Annotated in this window: 19 protein-coding genes; 18 read left to right on the forward strand and 1 reads right to left on the reverse strand. The window is 35.7% G+C overall.

Features of this window, described 5'->3' with window-relative positions; genetic code table 11:
• Positions 1-326: 326 nt before the first annotated feature.
• The 17 genes from GCQ56_RS12440 to buk all read left to right on the forward strand — a co-directional run bounded on the left by GCQ56_RS12440 (position 327) and on the right by buk (position 22,672).
• Complete coding sequence (locus GCQ56_RS12440; RefSeq protein ID WP_152734798.1) at positions 327-2,063, forward strand: tetratricopeptide repeat protein; 1,737 nt, start codon at positions 327-329, stop codon at positions 2,061-2,063.
• Positions 2,064-2,206: 143 nt separating this feature from the next.
• Positions 2,207-3,310: a glycine cleavage system aminomethyltransferase GcvT gene (gene gcvT, locus GCQ56_RS12445; protein WP_152734799.1), complete on the forward strand. Its 1,104-nt coding sequence runs from the start codon at positions 2,207-2,209 to the stop codon at positions 3,308-3,310.
• A gap of 437 nt (positions 3,311-3,747) precedes the next feature.
• On the forward strand, positions 3,748-4,824 hold the full coding sequence (gene serC, locus GCQ56_RS12450) for a 3-phosphoserine/phosphohydroxythreonine transaminase (protein ID WP_152734800.1): 1,077 nt from the start codon (positions 3,748-3,750) through the stop codon (positions 4,822-4,824).
• Between the two features lie 140 nt (positions 4,825-4,964).
• Complete coding sequence (locus GCQ56_RS12455; protein ID WP_152734801.1) at positions 4,965-5,885, forward strand: 3-phosphoglycerate dehydrogenase; 921 nt, start codon at positions 4,965-4,967, stop codon at positions 5,883-5,885.
• A gap of 114 nt (positions 5,886-5,999) precedes the next feature.
• The gene (locus tag GCQ56_RS12460; protein ID WP_152734802.1) at positions 6,000-7,250 is read left to right on the forward strand and encodes a DUF1015 domain-containing protein; all 1,251 of its coding nucleotides are present in this window, start codon (positions 6,000-6,002) and stop codon (positions 7,248-7,250) included.
• 227 nt (positions 7,251-7,477) lie between these two features.
• Entirely contained in the window at positions 7,478-9,865 is a 2,388-nt protein-coding gene (locus tag GCQ56_RS12465) for an ABC transporter permease (RefSeq protein WP_193323776.1), read from the forward strand.
• A gap of 192 nt (positions 9,866-10,057) precedes the next feature.
• A complete protein-coding gene (locus GCQ56_RS12470) occupies positions 10,058-10,672 on the forward strand; it encodes a TetR/AcrR family transcriptional regulator (protein WP_152734804.1) in 615 nt (204 codons plus the stop codon).
• Between the two features lie 10 nt (positions 10,673-10,682).
• Complete coding sequence (locus GCQ56_RS12475; RefSeq protein ID WP_152734805.1) at positions 10,683-11,966, forward strand: TolC family protein; 1,284 nt, start codon at positions 10,683-10,685, stop codon at positions 11,964-11,966.
• Positions 11,967-11,987: 21 nt separating this feature from the next.
• Positions 11,988-12,878, forward strand: a complete 891-nt coding sequence (locus GCQ56_RS12480; RefSeq protein ID WP_152734806.1) for an HlyD family secretion protein — start codon at positions 11,988-11,990, stop codon at positions 12,876-12,878.
• A 3-nt stretch (positions 12,879-12,881) separates the two neighbouring features.
• Positions 12,882-13,808: an ABC transporter ATP-binding protein gene (locus GCQ56_RS12485; RefSeq protein WP_152734807.1), complete on the forward strand. Its 927-nt coding sequence runs from the start codon at positions 12,882-12,884 to the stop codon at positions 13,806-13,808.
• Positions 13,805-14,551, forward strand: a complete 747-nt coding sequence (locus GCQ56_RS12490; RefSeq protein WP_152734808.1) for an ABC transporter ATP-binding protein — start codon at positions 13,805-13,807, stop codon at positions 14,549-14,551. Before GCQ56_RS12485 ends, GCQ56_RS12490 begins: the two co-directional genes overlap by 4 nt.
• Positions 14,552-14,576: 25 nt before the next feature.
• Positions 14,577-15,683, forward strand: coding sequence for an ABC transporter permease (locus GCQ56_RS12495; RefSeq protein WP_152734809.1), 1,107 nt, complete (start codon positions 14,577-14,579; stop codon positions 15,681-15,683).
• A 55-nt stretch (positions 15,684-15,738) separates the two neighbouring features.
• A complete protein-coding gene (locus tag GCQ56_RS12500) occupies positions 15,739-16,857 on the forward strand; it encodes an ABC transporter permease (RefSeq protein WP_152734810.1) in 1,119 nt (372 codons plus the stop codon).
• A 99-nt stretch (positions 16,858-16,956) separates the two neighbouring features.
• Positions 16,957-18,252, forward strand: coding sequence for a cyclic nucleotide-gated ion channel (locus GCQ56_RS12505; protein WP_152734811.1), 1,296 nt, complete (start codon positions 16,957-16,959; stop codon positions 18,250-18,252).
• 23 nt (positions 18,253-18,275) lie between these two features.
• Complete coding sequence (locus tag GCQ56_RS12510) at positions 18,276-19,559, forward strand: adenylate/guanylate cyclase domain-containing protein (protein WP_152734812.1); 1,284 nt, start codon at positions 18,276-18,278, stop codon at positions 19,557-19,559.
• A 377-nt stretch (positions 19,560-19,936) separates the two neighbouring features.
• On the forward strand, positions 19,937-21,274 hold the full coding sequence (locus tag GCQ56_RS12515; RefSeq protein WP_152734813.1) for a serine hydrolase: 1,338 nt from the start codon (positions 19,937-19,939) through the stop codon (positions 21,272-21,274).
• 321 nt (positions 21,275-21,595) lie between these two features.
• Positions 21,596-22,672, forward strand: a complete 1,077-nt coding sequence (gene buk, locus GCQ56_RS12520; protein WP_152734814.1) for a butyrate kinase — start codon at positions 21,596-21,598, stop codon at positions 22,670-22,672.
• Between the two features lie 1,192 nt (positions 22,673-23,864).
• Here the strand turns inward: buk and GCQ56_RS12525 are convergent.
• Complete coding sequence (locus GCQ56_RS12525) at positions 23,865-24,206, reverse strand: hypothetical protein (RefSeq protein WP_152734815.1); 342 nt, start codon at positions 24,204-24,206, stop codon at positions 23,865-23,867.
• Positions 24,207-24,915: 709 nt separating this feature from the next.
• Between GCQ56_RS12525 and GCQ56_RS12530 the strand changes: the two genes are divergently transcribed.
• Positions 24,916-25,845 carry a hypothetical protein gene (locus GCQ56_RS12530; protein ID WP_152734816.1) on the forward strand — a complete coding sequence of 310 codons (930 nt, stop codon included), beginning with the start codon at positions 24,916-24,918 and terminating at the stop codon, positions 25,843-25,845.
• Positions 25,846-25,923 lie beyond the last annotated feature (78 nt).

Below are 25,923 nucleotides of genomic sequence, written 5' to 3' on the forward strand. Positions count from 1 at the left end.
CTTTTAGGATAAACATGTTATACAAAAAACTTTCAATTCTCAATTTGCACATATTTGTAAACGTAATGCATTATTCTGAAAATCTGAAAGGTTTAACATCTTTTGTTAATGCAATAATACTAATTAATTTTCAAACTACCTATTGAAAATAGATGGATTAAGATACTTATATCCTTTGTATTTATTGATTGTTTGGCGTGTGGTTTTGTGATTAGGATTCTATTTATTTTTATTATTAATAATTGATATTTTAAATTGCTTTTATGAGAATTGAGATTGGAATTCTTTAATTTAGTGAAATCTAATTTAAACTAACCTTTTATCTTATGAATTGGAGATTTACTACTTTTATTTTACTTTTTTCTTTTATTGGATTTACTTCTGTTTCAGGTCAAAACTTTTTGGATGTAAATAAGGCTGGATTTACGGAGCGATTACCTGAGCGAAAGAATGCTTACAAGCAAATAAAAAATGCAGCTCTTCTATATTCTAAAGGAATTGGATTTGCAGATCAATCTCTTGTGCTATTGTTGGAGGCACATAAACTTAATCAAATCAATCCGGAATTAAATTACAACATAGGTATTTGCTACTTGATTGCAGGACCTAAGGATAAAGCTTTACCTTTTTTAATTGATGCGGAAAAATTAAATCCGGATGTAAGTGAAGACATTCATTACTTGTTGGGACTTGCCTATCAGTATCAAAATTTGTTTTCAAAAGCCATAACTCATTTTAAAATGAATATTGAGTTGGTTCAATTAAACAAATATAAAGATCAAAAGGAATTGATTGCCTTAAGCAAGAAGCATATTTTGGAATGCAAGAGTGGAAAGAAACTTCTGTCAGAAGCAATGCTATTTCAAGTTGAGTCTACTGGTAAAGTGAATTCAAATCATGATGATTTTAAGCCATTGATGTTTAAAGATACATTATATTTTAGTTCACGAAGAGGAGTTGAAAAGAATTCTCGATCACCTAAGGATCAAAAATATTATGAAAGAATTTATGCTATAGATAGAGTGGAAGATGGGTTTGGAAATGTTGAGAAATTAAATGTTGATATTTCAGACAAATCGAGTGTGGCACTAATGTCGGAAACTAATAATTTACAGTTTTTATTTTTTGATGGAACAGAAGGGAATGGAGATCTGTTTTATGGCGAAAAAAGAAATAGTGAATGGAAACTGAGAAAAGAATTGAAATCGATAAATGAGAAAGATTCACGAGAAAGCTCAGCTTGTATTCGGGGGAATGAACTTTATTTTGTGAGTGATAGGAATAATGGTTTTGGTGAGTGCGACATATATGTAAGTAGAAAAGAGGAGTCAGGGAAATGGGGTAAACCTGTAAATATTGGTGGAGAAATAAATACAGAATATGATGAGGGAGATGTATTTGTAACAACTGATGGACAAAAAATGTTTTTTAGTTCGAGAGGTCACAATACGATAGGAGGATATGATATTTTCAGATGCGAAAGATTGGCTTCAGGAGAATGGGGAAGACCTCTGAATATGGGAGTACCAATAAATAGTACGGATAATGATATTACCTATTTTGAGAGTAATGATGGAAAATTCTATTTCGCATCGGAACGTAGTGGTGGTGCTGGAGGCTTTGATATTTATTCAGAGAAAATTCCTGATCCAATACAAAAAGAAGAGCCTGTAGAAGTGGTTGAGGAAGTTCAATCCATACCAGTTATTCAGACAAGCGAACCAATCGAAGTACTTGAAATACCTATGGCGAAAAGGCCCGCAGGAATTGAAGAGGTTGCAATGAATCAAGAGCTTGTTGAAGAGGATTTTGTTTACAGAGTTCAAATTGCGGCTTGTAAGAAAGAAATGGGTCCAAAAGATCTCTTTAAAAGGTACCAAGGTGGAGCTGTTATAGAACATTTATTTGTACAAGGATGGCACAAATATACCATAGGAGGATTTGAAACTTTTGAAGAAGCAGCCAAGTATAGAGATGTTTGCGGTGTTAATGATGCCTTTGTTGTTTTGTTTAAAGGTGGTTATCGATTGGGAATAGCCAGAAAAGTGGGTGGCGTAAACTAATTTTAGAATGCAAACGATATCTGAGAAAAATTTTTACATTTGCAATTGCATAACGCAAACATAATACACTAGTTTTTTCCTGGGTGAACTTTTAACGCAAAATGTTCCTTTTTAGTAACTGTTTGCCCATAACACAAAATACAATGAAAAGAACAGCTTTCACTAGTTTTCACGAGGAATTGGGTGCAAAAATGGCACCATTTGCAGGCTATAATATGCCTATCGAATACACTGGAATTAAAGATGAGCACGTTTGTGTTCGTGAGAAATTAGGTGTTTTTGATGTGTCTCACATGGGAGAATTTTGGGTAAAAGGTACTAAGGCTTTTAACTTTGTTCAGAAATTAACAACTAACGATGTTGCTGCTTTAAGTGCAGGAAAGGTTCAATATAGCTGTTTTCCTAACGGAAATGGAGGTATTGTTGATGATTTGTTGGTTTACTGCATTGATGCTGAAACTTATTTATTGGTTGTAAATGCAGCTAATATTGAAAAAGACTGGAATTGGTGTTCTAAAAACGCTGAGGAAATGGGACTGGAAGTAGGAAAAGAATTGTACAACGCTTCTGATGAAATTTGTCAGTTAGCGGTTCAAGGTCCTTTGGCATTAAAAGCAATGCAGAAAATTGTAGATGTTCCTGTTGAGGATATGGAATATTATACATTTAAAAAAGCTACCGTAGCTGGTATCGAGAATGCTATTTTCTCAACTACTGGTTATACTGGTTCAGGAGGATGTGAAATTTATGTATCGAACGAGGATGGTGAAAAGCTTTTGAATGCTGTTATGCAAGCAGGAAAAGAGTTTGGTATTCAGCCAATTGGTTTGGCAGCTCGTGATACTTTACGTTTAGAAGTTGGTTTCTGTTTGTACGGAAATGATATCGATGATACTCATACTCCAATTGAAGCAGGTTTAGGTTGGATTACTAAGTTTGTTGATGGTAATGATTTTATTGATCGTGATTTCTTCCAAAAACAAAAAGAGGAAAAACCAAAGCGTAGATTGAAAGGTTTTGAAATGATTGACAGAGGAATTCCTCGTCAAGGATATAAGATTGAAGATGCTGAAGGTAATGAAATTGGAGAGGTTACTTCGGGAACTATGGCTCCAATGGTTGGCAAATCAATCGGAATGGGATACGTTAAGGAAGGTTTTTACAAAGCGGATACCGAAATTTACATTCGTGTAAGAAAGAAAGCTTTAAAAGCTAAAATTACGAAGATCCCTTTTTATAAAGGATAAGAAAAAGAAATTCATTTTGAATTTATATATGGCAGGTGTACTTATTGTATACCTGCTTTTTTATTTGTAAAAGGAAGAAGTATTTCGAACATAAATTTATACATTTGTTTTTCTCTTTAGAAAACTTCCAGTTTGTTTTTTTGGCTTAGATTGATGTTGATTTGTAAATTTTTGCACCAGTTGATTTCATCAAAAATCAAAATCTTATGAAAATAGACAATGTTGTTGAAAAAAAGAGAAAATATCAAAATAATTTCTGAGGGTTAAGTTGCTGTTTTTCAGATTGCAAGTATTAATCTATACGAAGGGGGATAAGATGATGGAATATTTGTTTTAAAACATACATTTTAACAGATAAAACCGTCTTAAAATAAATTTTTATTTGCAAATTTGCCTCAGGATATGGAATAATACAAAAATTTAAAACGTTTGAAAAAATGAAAGTACACAACTTTTCTGCAGGCCCTTCAATCCTTCCGGATTTCACAGTTGAAAAAACTGCTGAAGCAATCAAAAATTTTGCTGGAACAGGTCTTTCTGTAATGGAAGTTTCTCACCGTAGCAAGGAATTTGTTGCAGTAATGGACGAAGCAATCGCATTGTTCAAAGAATTATTGAGCATTCCTGAAGGATACTCTGTATTATTTGTTGGTGGTGGTGCATCAACTCAGTTTTGCATGATTCCTTACAACTTGATGGGAAAAAAATCTGCATACCTAAATACAGGTGCTTGGGCTAATAAAGCTCAAAAAGAAGCTAAACTTTTTGGTGAAGTAGTAGAAGTAGCATCTTCAAAAGATACTGTTTATAACTTCATTCCAAAAGGATACGAAATTCCTGCTGATGCAGATTATTTCCACATTACTACAAACAATACAATTTACGGTACCGAGATCAAAGAAGATATGGACGTAAATGTACCACTAGTAGCTGATATGTCATCTGATATTTTCTCTCGTCCGGTTGACGTTTCAAAATATGATTTGATTTATGGTGGTGCTCAAAAGAACCTTGCTCCTGCAGGTGTAACTTTTGTGATTGTTAAAGATGAAATCTTAGGTAAAGTTGATCGTCAGATTCCTACAATGTTAGATTACAGAACTCACATTAAAGGAGAATCAATGTTCAATACTCCTCCTGTTGTTCCTGTATTTGCTGCTCTTCAAACTTTGAAGTGGATCAAAGAACAAGGTGGTGTTGCTGCTATGCAGAAAATGAACGAAGAAAAAGCTGCAGTTCTTTACAATGAGATCGATCGCAACCCAATGTTCAAAGGTACTGTTATCAACGAAGAAGATCGTTCATTAATGAATATCTGTTTCGTAATGACTGACGAGTACAAAGAATTGGAAAAAGAATTTTTCACATTCGCAACTGAAAGAGGAATGTCTGGTATTAAAGGACACCGTTCGGTTGGTGGATTCCGTGCTTCTACTTACAATGCATTACCAAAAGCAAGCGTACAAGCTTTGGTTGATTGCATGAAAGAATTCGAAGCAATTCACGTAAAATAATTTACATTTGATGAGTAGGAGGAGAAGTCTTCCTACTTTTCGTCATTCAGATGCATGAGGAACGACTAAAGTAACTCTAGAGTTACTTCGATTTGGCTGACAATGACATTTTATTTTTTTAATTCAAATTTTCAAATAAAATGACTAAAGTATTAATTGCAACCGAAAAGCCTTTTGCTCCTGCCGCCGTTAATGGTATCAGAGAAGTTGTGGAAGGCGCAGGTTACGAATTGGTTTTGTTGGAATCTTATACTGATAAGGCTGATCTATTAGCAGCTGTTGCTGACGTTGAGGCAATGATTATCCGTAGTGATAAAGCAACACGTGAAGTTATTGAAGCTGCTAAGAATCTTAAAGTAATAGTTCGTGCAGGTGCAGGATACGATAATATCGATCTTGAAGCTTGTACTGAAAAAGGAATTGTTGCTATGAACACTCCAGGACAGAATTCAAACGCTGTTGCTGAGTTGGTTTTAGGTATGATGGTTTTTATGGCTAGAAATACTTATAACGGAAAAGCTGGTGTTGAATTACGAGGTAAAAAAATCGGTATTCACGCCTATGGTAATGTAGGTCGTTATGTTGGCGAAATTGCTAAAGGTTTTGGAATGGAAGTTTTGGCTTTCGATCCGTTTGTAGCTAAAGAAGCAATTGAAGCTGATGGAGTAACTGTTGTTGATTCTGTTGAAGAATTATACAGTACTTGTAACTACATTTCGTTGCATATTCCAGCTAATGATAAAACAAAAAAATCAATTAATTACGATTTATTAAACAAAATGCCTAAAGGTGGTGTTCTTGTAAATACTGCTCGTAAAGAGGTAATTGATGAAGAAGGATTGATGAAATTAATGGATGATCGTAAAGATTTTGCATACATTTCGGATATCGCTCCTGATTGTAAGGATGAAATTGCTGCCAAATTTGATGGTCGTTTCTTCTTTACACCTAAAAAGATGGGTGCACAAACTGCTGAAGCAAATATCAATGCTGGTATTGCTGGAGCAAATCAAATTGTGAACTGTATCGAAAAAGGAGATACTACTTATAAAGTAAACTAAATAGAATATTAGGAAGCAAGAGATACAATGTATTTATCTTGTTTCCTTTTTTATAAGTATTGAAAGCAAACGTTTTCAATTTAAGATTAACAACACAACAAAAACATATTAACGATGGCTATAGTAAAACCATTCAGAGGCTTGCGCCCTACAAAAGATATCGCTAAAGATTTAGCATGTCTACCTTATGACGTAATGAATTCAGAAGAGGCTGCTCAAATGGCTGAAGGTAAAGATTGTTCTTTACTACACATTACTCGTGCAGAGATCGATTGCCCTGCAGGAACAGATGTTCACTCTGCTGAGGTATACGAAAAATCAGTATCAAACCTTAAGCTATGGCAAGAAAAAGGTTGGTTAAAGCAAGATTCAGAAGCTAAATTCTATATCTATGCTCAAACTATGGACGGTCGTACTCAGTACGGTATTGTTGCGAATGCTGCTTGCGCTGATTATAAAAATGGTGTAATTAAGAAGCACGAGCTAACTCGTCCGGATAAAGAGGAAGATCGTATGATCTTAACTCGTTATACTGAGGCTAACTTGGAACCAGTATTCTTTTCTTATAAAGCTGTTCCAGAGATTGACGCTATCGTAGCAAATATTGTAAAGAACGAAGAGGCTGAGTACGATTTTGTTGCTGAAGATGGATTCGGTCACCATTTCTGGCCAGTAAACGATCCTGCTACAAACAAAGAGTTGGAAGAGTTGTTTGCAACTAAAGTTCCTGCAACTTATGTAGCTGATGGTCACCACAGAACAGCTGCTGCTGCTCGTATTGGTGATGAGTTTGCTGCTAAAAATCCAAATCACACTGGAGATGAGGAGTACAACTACTTTATGGCTGTTCACTTCCCAGATGATCAGTTAGCTATTATCGATTACAATCGTGTAGCTAAAGATTTAAACGGAATGACTGAAGTTGAATTCCTTGCTAAATTGGAAGAGACTTTCAATGTTGAGTGCATGGGTGAAGAGATTTACAAGCCAGCTCAATTGCACGAGTTCTCTATGTATTTAGATAACAAGTGGTACAAGTTGAACGCTAAGGAAGGTACTTATGATGATAAGGATCCTATTGGTGTATTGGATGTAACTATCCTTTCAAGCCATGTATTGGATAATCTATTAGATGTGAAAGATCTTCGTACAACTACTCGCGTGGAATTCGTAGGTGGTATCCGTGGATTGGGTGAGTTGAAGAAACGTGTTGATAGCGGTGACATGAAAGTTGCTTTCGCTTTATATGCAGTTTCTATGCAACAGTTAATTGATATTGCTGATACAGGTAACATCATGCCTCCAAAAACAACTTGGTTCGAGCCTAAACTTCGTTCTGGTTTGTTAATTCACAAGTTAGACTAATAAAGTCACTTAATATATTGAAGAGGATGCCAATTGGTATCCTCTTTTTTGTGCCCGATTTCGAACATTAAACTTTCGATTACGGACAAGTTTAATTGGGTTGTATTTGTGGTAACTATCAGTTGTTTAGTTGGATATGGCTTGTGGTATACCTATTGATAAAAGGTATACATAACCTAAATCCCCCTATGATGATTCAAAATTTTTTCAAGGTTGCTTTTCGAAATATGAAGAAGTATAAAGGATATTCCTTTATTAATGTTGTTGGTTTGGCAATTGGATTGACATGTGTTTTTTTAATTTTCCTTTTTGTTAATGATGAATTGAGCTACGATAAATTTTATCCAAAATCAAAAGACATTTATCGCGTTGCCGTAAAGTCGAAGATGGGAGAAAGAACATATGATGGAAATACGATTTGTGCTCCATTTTCACCAGCTGCTCAAGCAGATTTTCCGGAAGTAAAGTATGCTGTTCGAACTCATTTTTGGAGTAATGTTCTGTTTAGTTATGAGAAAAAGCAATTTGTAGAAGATAAGCTACTTAGGACGGATTCGACATTTTTTGAAGTCTTTGAAAGACCATTTATTTATGGTGATCCAAAAACTGCACTAAGTGGCTCTGGCAATATTGTATTAACAAAGACCACGTCTTCAAAATACTTTGGTGATATTAATCCAGTAGGAAAGGTAATTAGATTAGGTGAGAAGACATTGTTTACTGTTACTGGTGTAGTAGTAGATGTTCCTAAGAATTCGCATTTTCATTACAATATGGTTTGTAATTTAGACTTGAGTACGGAGGATGAAGAGAATTGGTTTAGCGACTATATGCAAGCTTATCTTCTGTTGGAATCTGGTTCTGATTTTAAAGTGCTACAGGAGAAATTGAGACCTTTCTTATTAAAACACATGGGACCTAAATTAATGGAAGTTCTCGGGATTGATATTCTGCAATGGGAAAAATCCGGAAATGAATTTTATTATTACTTGGAACCTCTTGAGAAAATATATCTGCATTCTACTACTGATGGGCAGATCGAGCCTATTAGTGATATCAGATACATTTATATTTTTTCAGCAATTGCATTTTTTATTTTATTGTTGGCCTGTGTAAACTTCTTGAATTTAACTACAGCCAGATCTTTTACCAGGGCGAATGAGGTAGGGGTACGAAAAGTTTTCGGAAGTAGCAGAGAAATGTTACTGTTTCAGTTTTATGCAGAAACTCTACTAATGTCTGTGTTGGCTGGTATTTTATCTTATTTCCTGATGGAGTTGATGTTGCCTGTATTCAATCAAATAGCAAGAAAGAGCATCTCTTCTAATTTATTATGGGAATTAGATTACATCGTATTTGTACTTGGGGTAATTGTTTTTGTCGTAATCTTTGCGGGGACTTATACAGCAATGTCTCTTTCTGGGTTTCGAGTTATGAGCGTATTGAAAGGAGAGGTTCGTAAAGGAAAATTAGGAAAGAAAATTAGATCTACTTTGGTGATTTTTCAGTTTACTGTTGCTATTGGAATATTGATTTCAACCTTTGTAATGAAAGAACAGGTTGATTTTATGCAGAACAAGAAATTGGGTTTTGAAAAGGAGAGGATTCTGGTTGTTAATAGAGCATATACCTTCGATAATGAAGAGAAAGAGACGGTAAAGGAAATGTTATCTAAGAGTCCTGCGATTGAGAATGTATCATTTTCAGGGATGGTTCCTGGTAGAGGGACCAATGGTTGGTCGATGTATCGTGAAGGAGCTAGTAATGAGGATATGATCAATTTTAGGTTGATGCGTGTTGATGAGAATTTTATTGATTTACTAGGATTGAAATTACTTGACGGAAGAAAATTTGACAAGTCGAGATTGGCGGACACTTCTGTTTTTATTGCAAACGAAGCGGCTATTGATGTATTGGAATATTGTGAAAATCCAGTCGGAAGATATGTGTATAAGCCAAGCTTTAATAACAATGGAAGAACTCCTGTTGAGATTGTTGGAGTCATAAAAAACTTTCATTTTGAATCTATGAAAGATAAAATATTACCGATGTTTTTGCATTATGCTCCCAATTCTCATCAAAGATATTTGTTGGTGAAGTTAAAGCCTGAAAATGTAATGGCGGGAGTTAAAGTGGTAAAGAAAGTTTGGATGAAAAAAACCAAAGGTGAACCTTTTGAATATTTCTTTCTTGATAATGACTTTAACACCTTATTTAAAGGAGAAGTAAGGGTGGCGAACATTCTAAGTGCTTTTACGATCTTGGCTTTCCTTATAGCTCTTTTAGGTCTTTTAGGCTTGGTTTCTTTTGAAATGCAACAGCGAGTAAAGGAAATTGGAATAAGAAAAGTGTTGGGAAGTAATGAAATGAATTTAATTGCCTTATTGAGTAAGAATTTGTGTATTAGTGTTGTTCTTGCTAATGTTATTGCATGGCCGCTTAGTTATTATGCCATGAATAAATGGCTATCCAATTTTGTTTACCGGATAGATTTTCCATGGTATTACTTCTTAATAGCCTTGGGTATTTCATTGCTATTGGCAATTGTTACTGTTAGTGGACATTCTATTAAAGTAGCAGGAATGAATCCGGTAAAATCTCTTCGTTACGAATAGTAACTGATTTCTTATAAATGTAAAGCTCTGAATCCTAGATTTGGAGCTTTTTGCACTTAGAGTTTTAACCATATGGTTAAAAAAATATCCAAATGTTTTGTTAGTTCTATTTCTTCCCATATATTTGCATTAACCAAACGGTTAAACCGGATGGTTTTATTTTTGAGTGTAAATTAACCAAATGGTTAAAGTATGAAAGAGGAGAAAAAATCAGTCGAAACACAAGAGAATATTCTCGAAGCGGCAAGAAAGATCTTTGCGCAAAAAGGATTAGCAGGAGCACGCATGCAGGAAATTGCAGATAGTGCTGGTATTAACAAAGCCCTTTTGCATTATTATTATAGAAGTAAGGAGAAGTTGTTTGAACAGATATTTGAAGAAGCATTTAAGAAATTAGCACGTCCCTTAGCAGCATTTTTAGCTGATGATTCGGAGTTGTTTCAAAAAATAAGAAATATATGCAGGCATTACAATAAGATTTTAGTTGAGTATCCATTTCTGCCAAATTTCATTATTAATGAAGTAAATACAGATCCTAGCAGAATTTTAAAACTAATAAATGTTGAAGGCATTATGGCTGGTAAGGAAAAGACTTTGACTCAAATATCTCAGGCAATTAAAAATGGAAAAATTCGTGAAATTGATCCAAGAGAATTGATATTGAATATTATTAGTTTATCCATATTCCCTTTTGCAAGTAAACCTATTGCTAGCGAACTTTTGTATCAAAATGTAAATTTTGACCAAGTGCTAAGGACTAGGGCGGATAAAGTTGCCGATTTTATAATTCAATCCATAAAAATTTAATGTTTAGATTATGAATGTAATTGTAAGAAGGAGCCAATTGATTCTTTTTTTGATATTCTCTTTTTTAGGCAATCAAACCTGGGCACAAGAGAGTGCGCTTAGTTTAGATCAATGTCAAAAAGAGGTGCAGGAGAATTATCCATTAGGAAAAGGACTAGAGCTTATAAAATTGTCATCCGAATTAAATGTGGATAATGTTAAGATATCGTATTTACCAAAATTGTATGCTAATGGAAAAGCAAGTTATCAGTCAGATGTAACAGGAATTTCTTTTCCAGGAATGGATACACCTACTGCGCCTAAAGATCAATATTCACTTAACCTAGATGTTGAGCAATTGATTTATGATGGTAGAAAAACTCAAAATAGAATTGACATAGAAAAGAAAACTTCGGAAGTTCAGCTTAAGGATCTGGAAATTCAGATGTATCAGCTAAGAGAGAGAGTTAATACAGCATATTTTGGTATTCAGTTGGTTCGCAAAAACAAGTTGGTACTGGCTGATAAGCAGAAAATCATTTTGGAGCGATTACAACAAGTAAAATCGGCTGTTGAGAATGGTGTAGTATTGCCTGCCAATTTAAAAGTTTTACAATCAGAGGTGCTTTTAATCGATCAGCAAATGCAGGAATTGAATTCTCATGAGGTAAGATCATTTGTTGTATTGTCGCAATTAATGGGTAGACATGTTGGTATTGATACCAAACTTGAAAGTACGGAATTCTCCGATAATGTAATGCCTATACTGGATAAGAAGACTCGACCAGAATATCAGTTTTATTCCAGCCAAAAATCCCTGTTGGAATCTCAGATTAATTTGGTAAAGAAAGATAGATATCCTGTTGTTGCAGGATTTGGACAGTTCGGTTATGGAAATCCGGGCTACAATCAGTTGAACAACAAATTTGATACCTACTACATGATTGGAGCAAAAGTTTCATGGAATATTTTCGATTGGAAAGCGAATCGTAGAAAGCAAAAGGAGATTGCAATTCAGAAAGATATTATTACCACGAACGAATTGAGTTTTACTCAGAATCAATTGATAGAATTAGAAAGTGAGTTGAGCAATATCAATACCTTCAAACTGCTTTTGCAAAAGGATGATGCCATTATAGAATTGCAAGAGGAAGTGTCAAAAAGTTCGGCTTCTCAATTGGATAATGGAGTGATTACTTCCAGTGATTATCTGGAAGATTTAAACAAAGAAATTCAAGCGAAACTAAATAAGAAATATCATTTGATTCAGTTGCAGCAATCGCTTGCTGAGTATAGAAGGATAAAAGGAATATAGAAGAACTTAAAGGATAAAAAAATGAGATTAACTACAATAATTGGAATAGGTCTGGGGCTTTTGATTTTAAGTTCAGCATGCAATTCAACCGAGAATGGATCGGATGCTTATGGTAATTTCGAAGTTGCGGATTACAAAATTTCAGCAGAGAATAGTGGTAAGTTATTGCAATTGAATATCGAGGAAGGTGATGTTTTTACAGAAGCTCAACAAGTTGGTTTAATCGATACGACTCAACTTTATCTGCAAAAAGAACAACTAAAGGCACAAAAGAAATCCATAGCATCGGGTATTCAAAATATCATTTCCAGAATCGAAGTTTATAAGGAGCAGTTATCTATTCTGGGGAAAGACAAGGTGAGAATCGATAAAATGTTTGAGGATGGAGCGGCTACAAAAAAAGAAGTTGATGATATTAACGGGAATGTATTGGTGATTCAAAAGCAAATTAAATCTGTGAAAACAGAGAATGCAAAGGTGTTTGGAGAGTTGGATAATATTGCCCGAAAAATTGACGCCATTAATGACTTGATTGAAAAGAGTAAAATTTACGTCCCTGAACCAGCAACGGTTTTAGAGAAATATCATGAAGATTATGAAATGGTGAGTGTAGGAACTCCATTGTTTAAATTGGCGGATTTAAGAAGTTTAGATTTGCGGGTTTATATAGGTGGAGATCAACTATCAGAAGTGAAATTAGGACAGGAAGTAGATGTTTTAATTGATAAAAACAAAAAGGAAAACGATTCATTAAAAGGAATTGTAAGCTGGATTTCTTCTCAATCGGAATTCACGCCTAAAATTATACAAACCAAAGAGGAGCGTGTGAAATTGGTTTATGCTCTTAAAGTAAAAGTGGCAAATGATGGGCGCCTAAAAATAGGAATGCCAGGGGAAATTAGATTCAAATAGCATATGGAATCTAAAATTAGCATAGAGAATCTGTACAAATCTTACGGAGAAGTACAGGCTTTGAAGAACATCAATTTAGAGATTGAATCTGGAGAGTTATTTGGTTTAATTGGACCTGATGGCGCGGGGAAAACAAGTTTGTTTCGCCTGATGGCAACTTTACTGCTTCCGGATTCAGGCTCTGCCACACTCTGCGGATACGATATGCGCAAAGAGTATAAGGAAATAAGAAATTTGTTGGGCTATATGCCAGGTAAATTCTCTCTTTATCAGGATTTAAGTGTAATTGAGAACCTTCAATTTTTTGCCACTGTTTTTAACACTCGAATAGAAGATAATATGGATATGATTCGAGATGTATGGCAGCAAATTGAACCATTTAAACATCGATTGGCAGGTAAACTTTCAGGCGGGATGAAACAAAAGCTGGCACTTTGTTGCGCTTTGGTTCATCAACCTAAAATACTCTTGCTCGATGAACCAACAACAGGTGTTGATGCAGTTTCGAGAAGTGAATTCTGGCAAATGTTGAAAAGCTTAAAGAGTAAAGGAATTACAATTGTTGTGGCAACGCCTTACATGGATGAAGCCAATTTATGCGAGCGAGTTGCCTTAATGCAGGATGGTGAGATTTTAAGTTTGGATACTCCGGAAGGAATCATATCGAATTTCGAAAAAGATTTGTATTCCATTCAAGGAACAGATACTTACCAATTGATTCTCGATGTAAGAGAATATCCTTACGTTAATTCCGTGTTTCCATTTGGGCAAAGCATTCATTATACCGATACAAGAGATGAATTTTCAATTTCAGATTTAAAGGAATATCTCCAATTGAAGGGACATGATGATTTGAAAATAGAGAAAGCACAAGCAGGAATTGAAGATTGCTTTATGGCTTTAAGTATTGAAAACTCAACACAGCAATGAATTCAGAGAAAAAAGTAATATCAGTAAGAAACCTATACAAAAAGTTTGGCGCCTTTACGGCAAACGATGATTTGACGTTTGATGTGTTTGCTGGTGAAATTTTTGGATTTTTGGGAGCAAATGGAGCAGGAAAAACAACTGCCATGAAGATTCTTTGCGGACTTTCTTATCCCACATCAGGTGAAATAATGGTGGCAGGATTAAATGTTTACAAGCAGAGAGAAGAATTGAAACGAAATATTGGCTACATGAGTCAGAAATTTTCTCTCTACGATGATCTTACCGTATTTGAGAACATCCGTTTTTATGCTGGAATTTATGGCATGTCATCAAAAGAAATTAAGCAAAAGTCTGATGAGCTACTCGATAAGTTGAATTTATCGCATGCCAGAAACAAAAGAATTGGTGAACTGCCATTGGGATGGAAGCAGAAGCTGGCTTTTTCGGTTGCGATTTTTCACAATCCTAAAATCGTATTTCTCGATGAACCCACAGGAGGAGTAGATCCTGTTACCCGAAGACAATTTTGGGATTTGATTTACGAAGCATCGCGAAATGGGATTACGGTATTTGTGACTACACATTATATGGATGAGGCAGAATATTGTGATAGAATCTCGATTATGGTGGATGGAAAAATTGAAGCATTGGATACACCCAAAGGGCTAAAAGAACAATTTGAAGCCAAGGATATGGATGAAGTTTTCCTTCGTTTGGCACGAAAAAGTAATTATCAAGAGTAGTTGCTAATCAATATTAGGAGTTGTTATGAAGCGATTTATCGGATTTTTAAGAAAAGAGTTCTATCATATATTTAGAGATAAGCGATCGATGCTTATTTTATTTGGAATGCCCATTGTCCAATTGATGTTGTTCGGATTTGTGATTACCAATGATTTGAAGGATGTGAAAATGGCAGTTTTGGATCATTCAAAAGATGAATATACAGCAGAAATTATTAATAAGATTACTTCATCAGGTTATTTCGATTTGGTTGAAAACCTGAAAAATGTAGATGAGGTGGATGAAGTATTTAAAGAAGGCGAAACCAAAGTGGTCTTGGTTTTTGAACCTGAGTTTGGGAAGAATTTGATTCGAAACACAAGGGCGAAAGTTCAAATACTGGCAGATGCATCCGAACCAAATATGGCAAGCCTGGAAGTAAATTACCTGCAAGGTATTTTACAAAACTATAATGTGGAAATTAACAAATCGAATGTTACGCCTAATCAAATCGTCATAAAAGAACGAATGTACTTTAATGAGAATATGGAGAGTGTTTTCATGTTTGTGCCGGGAATTATGGCAACCATTTTAATGCTGGTTTCAGCAATGATGACTTCCATATCAATAGCCAGAGAGAAAGAACTGGGAACAATGGAAATCCTTTTGGTTTCGCCTTTACGGCCGTGGCAGATTATATTGGGTAAAGTCACGCCTTATTTGTTGTTGTCCTTTATCAATGCACTGATAATAGTGGGAATGGGGTATTTTGTTTTTGGCGTTCCGGTATTGGGCAGTTTTGCTTTGTTAATGGCGGAAAGTGTTCTATTCATCTTTTTGGCACTATCAATTGGGATATTTATTTCCACTGTATCCAACAGTCAACAAGTTGCGATGATGCTATCGATGTTTGCACTGATGCTACCAACCATTCTGCTTTCAGGATTCATTTTTCCAATACGGAACATGCCTTTGCCTCTTCAGGTAATAAGTCACATTATCCCGCCAAGGTGGTTTATTGTGATCATTAAAAATATCATGCTAAAAGGAACTGGCTTTGAATTTGTTTGGAAGGAGACGCTTATTCTTTTAGGAATGACTGCGGGCTTTATTGGATTGAGTGTAAAGAAATTTAAAATTAGATTGGAATAAACTGTATTGGGAAATTAAACGCTTGATTTTAGATGCTTGACTTACAAATAATAGAATGAGAACAATTAAATACATATTACAGAAGGAGTTTCTACAGATTTTTAGAAACAAAAGTATGTTGCCAATTATTTTTGCAATGCCAATCATTCAGCTTTGTGTTTTGGTTTTTGCGGCAACCTACGAAATGAAAAACACCAATATCTATGTCGTAGATAATGATTTGTCAACACATTCCAGACAAATCGTATCCAAGTTCAGAGGTTCTCCTTTTTTTACGGTAGTAGGTTCAGGTTTTTCTATTGATGAGGCGGAAAAAGAATTGTTTAGAGATAAGGTTGATGCAGTTCTTAAATTTGAAAATGGATTTGGAAAAGCTATAGATAAAAAAGAAAGTGCATCGATTCAGGTTTTGGTAAATGCGATTGATGCCAGTGCTGCCGGACTTTACAATGCTTACATTCACTCTGTAATTCAGGAATACAATCAAAGTACGAATGCGAATATTAATTCAGTAGGAAAGGATAATACTATTTTACAAATTCAAAGTACCTATTCGTATTTGTACAATCCAGAAATGAAATATATACCTTACATGCTGCCAGGTATTTTGGTATTATTGATCACCGTTGTTGGCTTGTTCTTATCTGCAATGAATGTGGTTCGGGAAAAAGAAATTGGAACAATAGAGCAGATAAATGTGACACCGATAAAGAGATATCAGTTCTTAATTGGCAAGTTAATTCCCTTTTTGGTAATTGGTTTTTTCGAATTGGGATTGGGTTTGTTAATCGCTGCCTTTCTTTTTAAAATTCCTTTATTGGGATCGGTTTGGCTAATTTATTTGGTTGCTTTTGTTTATTTGCTCACCATTTTAGGATTTGGTTTATTAATATCAACACAAACAGATACGCAACAGCAAGCCATGTTTATTGCCTGGTTTTTTATGGTGGTTTTCTTAATGATGAGCGGCTTGTTCACTCCGGTTGAAAGCATGCCTGACTGGGCACAAAAACTGAATCTCTTGAATCCTGTTGCCTATTTTATCAAGATCATTAGAATGATAATGTTGAAGGGATCCGGTTTTACTGATATCCTTAAGGAGTTGCAAATCTTATCCTTGTATTCAATTGTAATGATTTCTTTTGCAGTGAGTAGGTATAAAAAAGTTGCTTAAAATAGAGGAAAGGGAATAAGCTTGCTTTGCAACTTACCGATAAATAGAATGCTTTTATCTATTTTTGATATTGTTATTTAATGTATTCATGTTTATTTGATGGAAATTCTAACCCAAATGCAAAGCAAACGTCTAAAGTCCGCATTCGATTCTTCGTGGAGGATAATTATAATAGTAGCTGTTTTGGTTCAAGCTAGTATACTACCATTGGATTTTTTATTCGATTTGAGAGCCAATAGGTGGTATTGGGTACTGGATTTTAGCATTTCTGGATTATTTCTTTTGGATTTACTTTTTAATATTTACCGATATAAAAAGATCAGGAGTCATTCTGTTTTGAAGGATGTTTATTGGGATACCTATTCTTCCTGGAAATATTTTATCGCAGATGTATTAGCTGTTTTACCCTATGCATTTTTATTATCCGGACCTCTTTGGCAACTCTTGCGTTTGTTTAAATGGGTGAAGGTATTTCAAACCATGCGTCATTTTCAAATGCGAAACATTCGAAACACTTCCAGCATCTTATTTTGGTTGTTGGTATTCGGAACATTTTTATTTTCGCACTGGTGTGCATGTATGTGGGTTAGGGTTCACGGTATAGAGCCGGGGCTCTCAAATGTGGATAATTATGTGCAAGCTCTATACTATACCGTAAGTACAATCACATCGGTTGGATATGGAGATATTGTACCACATGGCAATTTAGAAATGCTGTTTAATATTATCTTGCAATTCTCAGGTGTGGCTTTGCTTGCTTTGTTGGTTGGTAGTATCGTTGGAGTTTTTACCAAGAAAAATCCTGCAGAACAGCGTTTTATCGACAATATGGAAAAGCTGCGTGCTTTGATTCATTATCAGGAAATATCAAAGGATTTGGAGCATCGTATTGGAGACTATTTTACTTATGAGTTAAAGCAAAAATTAGGATACGACGAATCGGAGCTAATGGACGCTCTTCCATTTGGCTTAAGGAATGAACTGCAGTTAGAGTTTAAGAAAAATGTAATTAAAGATATTACACTATTTGAGAGTGTTGATGATCAGTTCGTGCGAGAAATCGCTCAATATCTAAAGCCGATGATATTAACACCAGGAGATTATTTGTTTCGAGCTGGAGATAAAGGAAAATCGATGTTTTTTGTGCAAAGAGGCAAATTGAAAGTTCTTTCAGCAGATGAGTTAAAACAGCTGACTATACTTAGAACGGGTGATTTTATGGGCGAAATTGCCATGTTTAAAAAAACAGAAAGGACGGCAACAGTTGTCTCAATAGGTTATTCGGATATTTATGAATTACACCGAAAAGAGTTTGATAAGGTATTAAAGAAGTATCCGGAAATAGCTGAGAAAATATTGGTTAAATCTAAATCGAGAGAGGAAAGATATATTTAATTGTTAAGTTAAAATTAAGCAACATGCTTCATCGTCATCATCATTTTAACGAACCATTGCACCCTGAATTTCTTAAAATTGAGCGTAAAAGGGTTGGAATAATACTAGGCTTATTTATTATTGGTTCATTAACACTTCCTGTTCTTCACTATTTGGCTCCAAACTTGCTTCGAAATTTTCTGAATCAAGATCAATATATTTCAAGCTTAGTTTTTTGGTGGCTTTTATTTTGTGCTTTTGAGTTGTTTGTTTTTTTGCGTTTAACTTATTCTATTAAGAATAATATCTCTGTTCCTAAACGAATATTAATTCTAAATCTATTACTTGAATTTGGTTTGCCAGCAATAGTGCTTTATCATGCTATTAAATACGATTATTCTCTTTTAATTTTGGAGTATGATGGCTTGTTATTTTATTTCTTGTTATTAACCTTATCAGCTATGCATCTTGATTTTAAGATTTCGCTAGGTGCTGGTTTACTGGCTGCTGTTGGGTATTTTTCAGTTGCTTTTTGGGGTATAGAATATTTGCAACCCGATAAAGATATTGAGCAATTACAAGAGATATACACAATGCGAAGTATTGGATTGTTCTTAGCTGGTATTGTGGCAGGAGTTGTAGCTTCCGAAATTAAAAAGAGGGTGAATAATTACTTGGAAAGTGTAGAGGATCAGAAAGAAATTGAATCCTTATTAGGGCAGCAGTTGTCTAAAGATGTTGCCAATGAATTGATTTTGCACAGAAATGATTCCGTAGGGCACAAAGTGACGGGATCGATCATGTTTCTGGATATTCGAAACTTTACCCTTATGGCAGATCATCAGAGTCCTGAAGAGACGATTGAGTTTCAGAATGCCATATTCGATCCTTTGATTCGAATCATCGAAAAGAACAATGGAATCATTCATCAGATTCTTGGAGATGGATTCATGGCCTCATTCGGTATTGCGGTAAAAAACGAGAATCACGCCAATGATTCCTATCATGCGGGTATTGAGATTATCGAAGCTATTAATCATCTTAAAATGGAGGAGAATGGTGATTCGACAAAGGTTGGGATCGGATTGCATTGTGGTGAAGTGGTTACCGGAAATATTGGGAACGAAATTCGCAAACAATTTTCTATTGCCGGCAAGAATGTAATAATGGCTTCTCGTATAGAACAATTAAATAAGAAATTTAAAACTCAGTTTTTAATTAGCAAGCAAATTGCCGATTTGTTGGATTCCAAGTCCGAATTGTCTGATTTAGGATTGGTTAAACTCAAAGGGATTGATGAAAAAGTGAATGTGTTCAATGTTGGATAAATGTATGGGCAAGTATTCAAGTTAACTTCTGCACAAAATTGAATCATCCTTTAAAATAAATTGTAAAGCCTGTCGTTATTCTATTTTCGATAGGCTTTGTTCTTGTCTTGTTTAGAATACCCAATTGGGAATAATCTTTCTAAATTAGATTTGATAGACTTTATTGGTGTGATGAATGAGTGTATTGTTTGGATTAAAAAGCATATTATTGGGACAAGTGTTATTATTTTTACTATATTTAAATTGCGTTTAATTTAGAATGGTATTTCAAAAAAATATAAACATTTTTGTAGCGAATTAAGTACAAAGGTACATGCTAACTTATTGAAAGAATGAGTTGTGATGTTGGGAGTGCATGTTGAATCAATATTTTGTAGATGATTGTAAGAAGAATATTTTCTTTTCTAATAATAGTACTTCTGGTCTTTTTAGATCGGAATTTTAGTTTCTCAAAACAGGGAGCCGAGGCAATTCCTATCGATAAGAGTATCGAAGCGGTTTCACACCGATTATCAAATAATCTTTCGGAAAGTGTAAAAACTGCCAGAGCGGATCGTTTAATCAACAGATTTTTAAGAAAGTGGGAAGTAGCAGGAGCTACCGTTGCAGTGGTTAAGGATGAAAAATTAATCTTTGCCAAAGGATACGGATATGCTAATGTGGAAAATGAGGAGCCAGTAGAGCCTTCGCATTTGTTCCGTATTGCTAGCGTTTCTAAATTGATTACAGCCACAGCAATCATGAAATTGAAAGAGGAAGGAAAACTTCATCTTGATGATTATGCTTTTGGAGAGCATGGAATTTTGAATGATTCCATTTATTTAAAAATAAGAGACAAAAGATCAAAGCGCATTACCGTTGAACATCTGTTACGTCATTCGGCTGGATATTCGAGTAAATATGGTGATCCTATGTTTTTACCTTTATCTATAGCTAAAAAGATGAAGGTGGAACCACCAATTAGCGCCGAAACTACCATACAGTTTGCCCTTTCAAGAAGACTTCATTTTACTCCTGGAAGTAGAGGAGGATATTCCAATTTAGGCTATGTGATTCTTGAAAAAATTGTAGAGAAAGCTTCAGGTGAAGATTATGAGGATTACGTGAAGACACATATTTTAAATCCTGCAGGTATTTTCGATATGCATTTAGGGAAAAACTTACAGGATGATCATTTCTCTAATGAGGTGAACTATTACGAGCAATCCAATGCAATTAAAATTTCAGCCTTTGATGGATCAGGAAAAACAGTTTTCAGATCAAATGGTGGAAACAATATTGAAGAATTGGGTGGTGCTGGCGGTTGGGTAGCATCGGCTGCCGAATTGATGAAGTTTATGCTTGCCATCGATGGGGAAAGTTCTCATCCGGATGTACTTTCGAAGAAGAGTATTACCTACATGACTACTCCAAATAAGAACGGTCACAGTCCAATTGGATGGAAAGGAACAAGAACAAAAACCTGGTGGAGAACCGGAACCCTTGCAGGAAGTTCTGCACTATTAAAGCATCAGGTAGGTGGGTACAGCTTTGTAATTATCACCAATAGTTCTACCTGGAGAGGATCTGATTTTACTCGTGATCTTAGTGTTTTGATGCGACGTGTAATGCGTTCGGTTAAAGAATGGCCTTCAAACGATTTGTTTGATCATTTCGAAGCAAAACCAGATGTGATTGCCTTGGATAAACTTCCGCAGTTTGATGAATGGAGTTAATTGATTCTACCTTTCTATTGGCTTAGTTCAAGACCAATTGCGTCCCAAACAACTTTCATAGTAAGTAATATTCTAACGAGGAATAGGAACTTGCGGCAAATACACTAGATATGAGCGAAGCGCCAATTTATTAGGATAGTATTCGTTCAAGATGTAAATGTTTAAGTGAATTTAAAGTTTTAGTGTCAAATTGTAACTTAAAATCAATTTTAATTACAAAATTACACTTAAAAACTGTCTGTTTTCTGTTAATTGTTAATCTAGTTTGGTAATTTTGCGACAAATAGAGAAACAACATAAACACAAACATATACTTAACTAATGGAAACTCGTAGAATCTTAGCAATTAATCCCGGATCTACATCTACTAAAATTGCAGTATTTCAAGGAGATAAGTCTGTTTTCTTGAAGAATATCAAGCACACGGCAGAAGAACTTTCTCAGTACAATCAAATTTCAGAGCAATTCGAATTTCGTAAGAATATCATCATGCAAGAGATGGTGGATGCTGAAATTCAAATTGATTTGATCGAAGCAGTAGTGGGTCGAGGTGGTTTGGTAAAGCCAATCGAATCTGGTATCTATGAAGTAAACGATCGCCTGAAAGAGGACTTGAAAGTTGGAGTTTTAGGAGAACACGCTAGTAATCTTGGTGGACTAATTGCAGATAATATTGCTCAGTCGCTACCAAAGGCTAAGGCTTATATTGCCGATCCTGTAGTGGTTGACGAAATGATTGATGTTGCCAGAGTTTCTGGTCATCCTGAATTTCAGAGAGTATCTATCTTTCACGCTTTAAATCAGAAAGCAATAGGTCGTGCATTTGCTCAATCTGTTGATAAAAAATACGAAGATATCAATGTAATCGTGGCTCACCTTGGTGGTGGTATCTCTGTAGGTGCTCACCTTAAAGGTAAAGTAATTGATGTAAACAATGCATTGGATGGAGAAGGACCTTTCTCACCAGAGCGTTCGGGTACATTGCCAGCAGGTGCTTTAGCTAAAATCTGTTTTAGCGGGGACTATACTCTTGATGATTTGAAGAAAATGATCAAAGGTGAAGGTGGACTAGTTGCTCACATGGGAACTAACGACGCTTACGAGATTGAGTTGAAAGCCAAAGATGGTGATGCAAAAGCAAAATTGATTCAGGATGCGATGTCGTATCAGGTAGCAAAATCGATTGGTGAAATGGCAGCCGTACTAAAAGGTGATGTTGATGGAATATTACTAACCGGTGGTATTGCTCACAATCCTGATTTGGTAAACTACGTGAAAGATATGGTTTCATTTATCGCTCCTGTAGTTGTTTATCCTGGTGAGGACGAAATGAAAGCTCTAGCGATGAACGGATACATGGTATTGAGAAACGAAATAGAACCTAAAGTATACAATTAGGAATTGCTTATTTCTAATTGCGAAAGCCTTCGGTAATCACCGAGGGCTTTTTTTATACCTCATTCTAACTTTCTCCTGAAGGAGAAAGGAACACGGTTCCAAGAGATCTATTTTTGATTTTGTCCTCAAGCCGGACGGGCTATTCTTTTGTCATTACCACAAAGGAATCAAAAAGTCTAGGAGAAAGCATTCGGTGACCCATCACGGCTTACTGATGAAAAGAAATAATAGTTCAGTTCGTACCTCACTTCACAGAATTTCTTTTTTTGTCATCATTTTCACCTATGGGTTCCCCACCTACATTGCTCATTCCGTTTGGGGCGCCAATAACTTTCTCTTCTGAAATAGAGGAACGATCAAAACCTCACTCTATCTCTCTCCTGAAGGGGAAAGGAACACTGCTCCAAGAGATTAGCCAATCATGAATTCCAGAGCTTAGGTAACTCTAAATTAATTCTTTCATTTACGAGATGTGTTTTCCCTTTTAGGGAAAATGCCTACAGGCAAAAGGGTGTTTTCATAATGATGAATTAAAATTTGATTTGTCCTCAAGCCAGACGGGCTCTTACTTTTTAATGACAAAAAGTAAGCAAAAGTCTACCGCGGCAGAAAAAATCACTAAAAAACGGATCATTTCGCTAAAACCTGGAACTCGTCCTTTTAGTCTCTCCAGCTATGCTGGTCCCGATTTTATCGGGATCGAGCCTAACGTTCCTCAAACACGCCAGTTTTTTTACGCTTCACTCATCCGATTTTCTTTACGTGATTTTTATCTGATGCGGATCCATCTTCGATTCAAATGAATTTTTTTCCATGATATTGATCAGACCTATGGGTTCTCCACCCACATTAATCATTCCGTTTGGGGCGCCAATAACTTTCTCTTCTGAAGTAGAGGAACGGTCAATACCTCACTCTATCTCTCTCCTCAAGGAGAGAGGAACACGGCTTTAAGAACTAAAGTTGATTGTTGAATTTCTCCCTTTCAGGGGAGATCCCGATAGGGAGAGGGGTGATTGGAAATTTGCCTAAAGAATATCTCAAGAAATAAAAAGTCTGCTGTTCATTTTATATGCCAACTACTTCCTCTCTTTAAGGAGAGGACCAAGGTGAGGCATTCAGAAAGTCACTTATCATTGTGATCATGAGAATGTTAAAAAAGCATTAAAATGTTTCTTTTTAACTATAAAATTTATAAATTGTATAGGTGTTCAATAGAGAAGGTGCAGATTGAAACAAACAATTGAGGTAAAACTTGAACACAGAATGTAAAATTCCTTCTGATGAAAACAAAACAGAAACTACAGAAAACCGTTGACTGCGGTAACTTAAAAATTTCAATCATCCCGAATTGTGCACCCGTTCTGGTGCGCAGGTGAGCTAATTCGTGAACTACAGAATTAGACTCACAATCTTCAAAAATCGTTTCAGATTCTAAGACTATTCCCCAAAGAGGAATACGAGCAGTCATTGCCTGTTGGCAATTGCTTTGCAATAGATTGGAAACGATGTGATGCACTTCAATACTCTCCATAGCGCTCCCAAATGTGATGACAAGAACAAATCACAAAGGGGGAGCCACCATGAGAACAAGGATCAGAGCAAACAAAACGGATGGAATACCACTTCCTATCGATTTGATAACTAATGGAAATTGGTTTAAGGAGGTATGGAAATGGACTTAAGGACAATGGAAAATGGCTTAAGAGGATATGACAATTGAGTTAAGAGGGTGTTACAATTGACTTGACCACCTATGACAATTGAGTTAAGGGGGTGTTACAATTGACTTGACCACCTATGACAATTGAGTTAAGGGGGTATGACAATCGACTTGACCACCTATGACAATTGAGTTAAGGGGGTATGACAATCGACTTGACCACCTATGACAATTGAGTTAAGGGGGTATGACAATCGACTTGACCACCTATGACAATTGAGTTAAGGGGGTATTACAATTGACTTGACCACCCATAACAATTGAGTTAAGAGGGTATGACAATTGACTTGACCACCCATGACAATTGAGTTAAGAGGGTATGACAATCGACTTGACCACCCATGACAATTGAGTTAAGGAGGTGTGACAATCGATTTGACCACCTATGACAATTGAGTTAAGGAGGTATGACAATTGGCTATGCTAAGACTTAAAATGCTTTACCGGTTGCCTGAATACAAAAAGAAAACGAATGAATTATTTATGCCCGCTTTTGGGTTCACCCTTAAATTAATAGAATATGAATAACGTTGAAAAATCGATTTATGAGCAATTACAAAAGCTAATTGCCTTTAAAAATGAACATGAAGAAGAATTGAAATTGGTTCCACTATTGTGGTTAATGCTGGAAGATGCTCTGGCATATTACACCAGGCTTGCTCTTTTGATACAGGAGGAAGACAAAAGCAGTAAGGTGCTAACCCAGGAGAAGGAGAAAACCTTCGAGGAATTAATTGCCGAAGCGGCTAATGTGGAAGGCATGCTAGCAAGTTATGGGAACTATAAGGAGTTTATTCCTTTTAAAAACATTGAAGACTGTAAAAAGTCTGATCTGACCAGGGCGCGCGATGAGGAGGTGATCACCAATGTGCAAGGCATGCTTACGGTAATGAAGGATTCTCCTACAGAAAGAGCCGAAGCAGGAATATCCGATGAACGTTTGGCTGCTTTCGAGGCAAAAATTACTGCCGCTTCGGATATTTTATATGCCCCTGGAAAATTTCGTTTGCAGCAGCACGATATCAATGTGAAGATTGATGAGGAACTGGATGGATTCAAAACATTGTTGAATGATTCTTTAAAACCTAATGTGCGCTCGAACTATGCCGATAGCAATCCCGATTTGTACAAGGCATTCTTAAATGCCATACACACTGATGCCTTGCCAACAAAGACAAAGGTGATTACAGGTAGTTTTAAAAATGAAAGTGGTGAGCCGGTAAGCGATGTGTGGATACAGTTGGATGAGGAGAAGCCTGTGAAAAAAGGTGGCAAGAAAGGTCAATTCTATTTTTACAATGTGTCAGCCGGACAACACAGCCTGCTCTTTAGCAAAGAATCCTACAAGCAGGAAAAAAGAGTATTCATGCTGGAAGCCGATCATACAATGAACTTCGATATCATCTTTGTATTGGAAGAGGTGATTGTGGAAAGTGATACGGATGCATAATACTTCGATGCTAAAATCCTTTAAGAGCCCAATTTTACTGGGCTCTTTTTAATATGTACACCTGTGGCTTAGCAGTAA

The organism is Marinifilum sp. N1E240 (genome assembly GCF_009295825.1).
Lineage (GTDB): Bacteria > Bacteroidota > Bacteroidia > Bacteroidales > Marinifilaceae > Marinifilum_A > Marinifilum_A sediminis.

Excerpts from the sequence above, each read along its gene's own strand:
- serC (WP_152734800.1), top strand. The coding sequence starts at position 3,748 with ATGAAAGTACACAACTTTTCTGCAGGCCCTTCAATCCTTCCGGATTTC.
- buk (WP_152734814.1), top strand. The coding sequence starts at position 21,596 with ATGGAAACTCGTAGAATCTTAGCAATTAATCCCGGATCTACATCTACT.
- GCQ56_RS12490 (WP_152734808.1), top strand. The coding sequence starts at position 13,805 with ATGAATTCAGAGAAAAAAGTAATATCAGTAAGAAACCTATACAAAAAG.
- GCQ56_RS12460 (WP_152734802.1), top strand. The coding sequence starts at position 6,000 with ATGGCTATAGTAAAACCATTCAGAGGCTTGCGCCCTACAAAAGATATC.
- GCQ56_RS12525 (WP_152734815.1), bottom strand. The coding sequence starts at position 24,206 with ATGGAGAGTATTGAAGTGCATCACATCGTTTCCAATCTATTGCAAAGC.
- GCQ56_RS12440 (WP_152734798.1), top strand. The coding sequence starts at position 327 with ATGAATTGGAGATTTACTACTTTTATTTTACTTTTTTCTTTTATTGGA.
- GCQ56_RS12530 (WP_152734816.1), top strand. The coding sequence starts at position 24,916 with ATGAATAACGTTGAAAAATCGATTTATGAGCAATTACAAAAGCTAATT.
- GCQ56_RS12485 (WP_152734807.1), top strand. The coding sequence starts at position 12,882 with ATGGAATCTAAAATTAGCATAGAGAATCTGTACAAATCTTACGGAGAA.
- GCQ56_RS12470 (WP_152734804.1), top strand. The coding sequence starts at position 10,058 with ATGAAAGAGGAGAAAAAATCAGTCGAAACACAAGAGAATATTCTCGAA.
- GCQ56_RS12515 (WP_152734813.1), top strand. The coding sequence starts at position 19,937 with ATGATTGTAAGAAGAATATTTTCTTTTCTAATAATAGTACTTCTGGTC.
- GCQ56_RS12465 (WP_193323776.1), top strand. The coding sequence starts at position 7,478 with ATGAAGAAGTATAAAGGATATTCCTTTATTAATGTTGTTGGTTTGGCA.
- GCQ56_RS12475 (WP_152734805.1), top strand. The coding sequence starts at position 10,683 with ATGAATGTAATTGTAAGAAGGAGCCAATTGATTCTTTTTTTGATATTC.
- GCQ56_RS12455 (WP_152734801.1), top strand. The coding sequence starts at position 4,965 with ATGACTAAAGTATTAATTGCAACCGAAAAGCCTTTTGCTCCTGCCGCC.
- GCQ56_RS12510 (WP_152734812.1), top strand. The coding sequence starts at position 18,276 with ATGCTTCATCGTCATCATCATTTTAACGAACCATTGCACCCTGAATTT.
- GCQ56_RS12480 (WP_152734806.1), top strand. The coding sequence starts at position 11,988 with ATGAGATTAACTACAATAATTGGAATAGGTCTGGGGCTTTTGATTTTA.
- GCQ56_RS12505 (WP_152734811.1), top strand. The coding sequence starts at position 16,957 with ATGGAAATTCTAACCCAAATGCAAAGCAAACGTCTAAAGTCCGCATTC.
- gcvT (WP_152734799.1), top strand. The coding sequence starts at position 2,207 with ATGAAAAGAACAGCTTTCACTAGTTTTCACGAGGAATTGGGTGCAAAA.
- GCQ56_RS12500 (WP_152734810.1), top strand. The coding sequence starts at position 15,739 with ATGAGAACAATTAAATACATATTACAGAAGGAGTTTCTACAGATTTTT.
- GCQ56_RS12495 (WP_152734809.1), top strand. The coding sequence starts at position 14,577 with ATGAAGCGATTTATCGGATTTTTAAGAAAAGAGTTCTATCATATATTT.